Origin of the sequence: Streptomyces sp. SPB074 (genome assembly GCF_000154905.1) — a bacterium.
Classification (GTDB): Bacteria; Actinomycetota; Actinomycetes; order Streptomycetales; family Streptomycetaceae; genus Streptomyces.
Genome location: NZ_GG770539.1, coordinates 4,204,572 through 4,206,373 on the forward strand (window position 1 = coordinate 4,204,572; position 1,802 = coordinate 4,206,373).

The 1,802-nt window shown below is 67.4% G+C and carries 3 protein-coding genes and 1 pseudogene; 1 reads left to right on the top strand and 3 read right to left on the bottom strand.

Going from position 1 to position 1,802, the window contains the following annotated elements; genetic code table 11:
- Nucleotides 1-127 (top strand): annotated as a pseudogene (locus SSBG_RS36185) (8-amino-7-oxononanoate synthase); the annotation flags it as partial.
- 88 nt (nt 128-215) lie between these two features.
- Here the strand turns inward: SSBG_RS36185 and SSBG_RS17520 are convergent.
- From SSBG_RS17520 to SSBG_RS17530, 3 genes are all read right to left on the bottom strand, one after another.
- On the bottom strand, nt 216-407 hold the full coding sequence (locus tag SSBG_RS17520; protein WP_008747425.1) for a DUF397 domain-containing protein: 192 nt from the start codon (nt 405-407) through the stop codon (nt 216-218).
- Nucleotides 408-559: 152 nt separating this feature from the next.
- Nucleotides 560-754: a DUF397 domain-containing protein gene (locus SSBG_RS17525; RefSeq protein WP_008747426.1), complete on the bottom strand. Its 195-nt coding sequence runs from the start codon at nt 752-754 to the stop codon at nt 560-562.
- Entirely contained in the window at nt 751-1,572 is an 822-nt protein-coding gene (locus SSBG_RS17530; RefSeq protein WP_008747427.1) for a helix-turn-helix domain-containing protein, read from the bottom strand. The genes SSBG_RS17525 and SSBG_RS17530 overlap by 4 nt, the downstream gene beginning before the upstream one ends.
- Between the last annotated feature and the right edge of the window lie 230 nt (nt 1,573-1,802).

Consider the following 1,802-nt stretch of genomic DNA (forward strand, 5'->3'; position numbering starts at 1 on the left):
CGTGGGCTGCTTCCGGCCTCCCTCCGTGCCCGACGGCGTCTCACGGCTCAGGCTGACCGCGCGAGCGGACCTGTCCGGGGCCGAGATCGCCCGCGCCGTACGTGTGATCGGCGCGTCGAGACCGTGAGGGGCGCGGGGTACGTACGGGCCGGGACCGCGGGACGGCCCCGGTGCCCCGGCACCCGGGGCCGGTCCGCCGCGCGGCCCGCGCCCGGTCAGGCGCCCCGCACCGAGGCCAGGAACCTCCCGAACGCCTCCCGGCCGAACGCGATGACGGGCCCCTCATCGGCCTGCTTGCTGTCGCGTATGGGCAGGGCGGCCTCGCCGGTGGCGATCTCTACGCAACTGCCGTTATTGCCGCCGCTGTAGCTGCTCTTGACCCACGTGCGGGTTCGGGTGTTCGTCATGGGCTGGCTCCCTCGTCTCGCGCACGGGCCTGGAGTCTGCCCACGCGCGCGCATGGCGAAGCCCGCCGTGCTCCCTGGTCCGGGGAGCCCAGCGGGCTTCGGGGTCGCGTGGAGGGGGTGCCACCGAGGGGGGAGTGGCCGCACGCGACGTCTTAACGGTCCGTCGTCACGGACCCGAGGAAGGCGGCGAACGCCTCACGACCGAATTCAACCACGGGACCCGACTCGGCCCGCTTGCTGTCGCGGACGGGAATGACAGGCTCGCCGACCGCGATTTCGACGCAGTTCCCGTTGTCGGCGCCGCTGTAGCTGCTCTTGGTCCACGTGCGAGCGGAATTCTTCGTCATTCGTCTGCTCCTTGTTGCTTTGCCAGGCTGCGGAGTAGGTCCAGCGAATCCTGGGCGGACGCCGCCGTCATGCGGAGATGATCACACACCGCCGTCGTCTTTGCGATTGCCTCGGGCGACCTATCCACTGAACCGCCACCGACCCACGATTCCGAGTAGACGACTTGCTGGCCATCGACGGTGAGGAGTGTGAACGGTAGGTACACGGGGGGCGCGCCGTCCCTCACGCGCAGCACTTGGATCGTGACGTTGGGGCGCTCAGCGAGCTCAGCGAGGTAGCTGACTTGCTCTCGCATGACTTCCGCTCCACCGACCTGCATCCGTAGAACACCTTCCGATACGACCATCCACAGGCGTGGAGGGTGCGATCGGTTGAGGATCTCCTGGCGCTGAACGCGGAGTTCGACGCGCGCCTTCACCTCGTCCTCGGTCTCCGTAGGGTGCCCTGCGCGGAACACCGCCGCCGCATACGCCTCGGTCTGGACGAGCCCGACCACCAGCGTCGGGCTGTAGTCGACTATCGCCGCCGCTTCCTGCTCCAGATCCGCGTACGGCTTGAACCAGTCCGGGTAGTCCTGGCGGAATAGGTCGTCGTGGCGGCGTGCGTACACGCCGGCCGTCTTCCCCGCCCGGTCCATGGCGCGAGCGAACTCGGAACTCGCCGGTACCTCGCCCCGCTCCACTTTCGAGACCAGCGGCTGTGAGAAGTTGAGCAAATTGGCATATGCCGTTTGACTAAGCCCCAAATGCTGCCGCTGGCTCCGTACTTCTTCGGCGAAGGTCGCGATGGCCCGGCTTCGCCGAGAGGATTCGCTCACGCGTACTAACTCCCCCCTTCAATCTGCGATTTGAATAATGCTCCCCAACGGGGAATGGGGCTACCCCTTCCTTCATGGCGTTGCGGCTGTTGGCTCGCATCCCGGTGACGCACTGTAGAGGCATGAACACAGCCCCAGAGCGTCGTTCCGTGATTTCGGCGGCGGACTGCCCCAGGTGTCTCGAACTTCTGCGCGAGGAGCGGGCCGCACACGCGCGAGGTGACTACTCG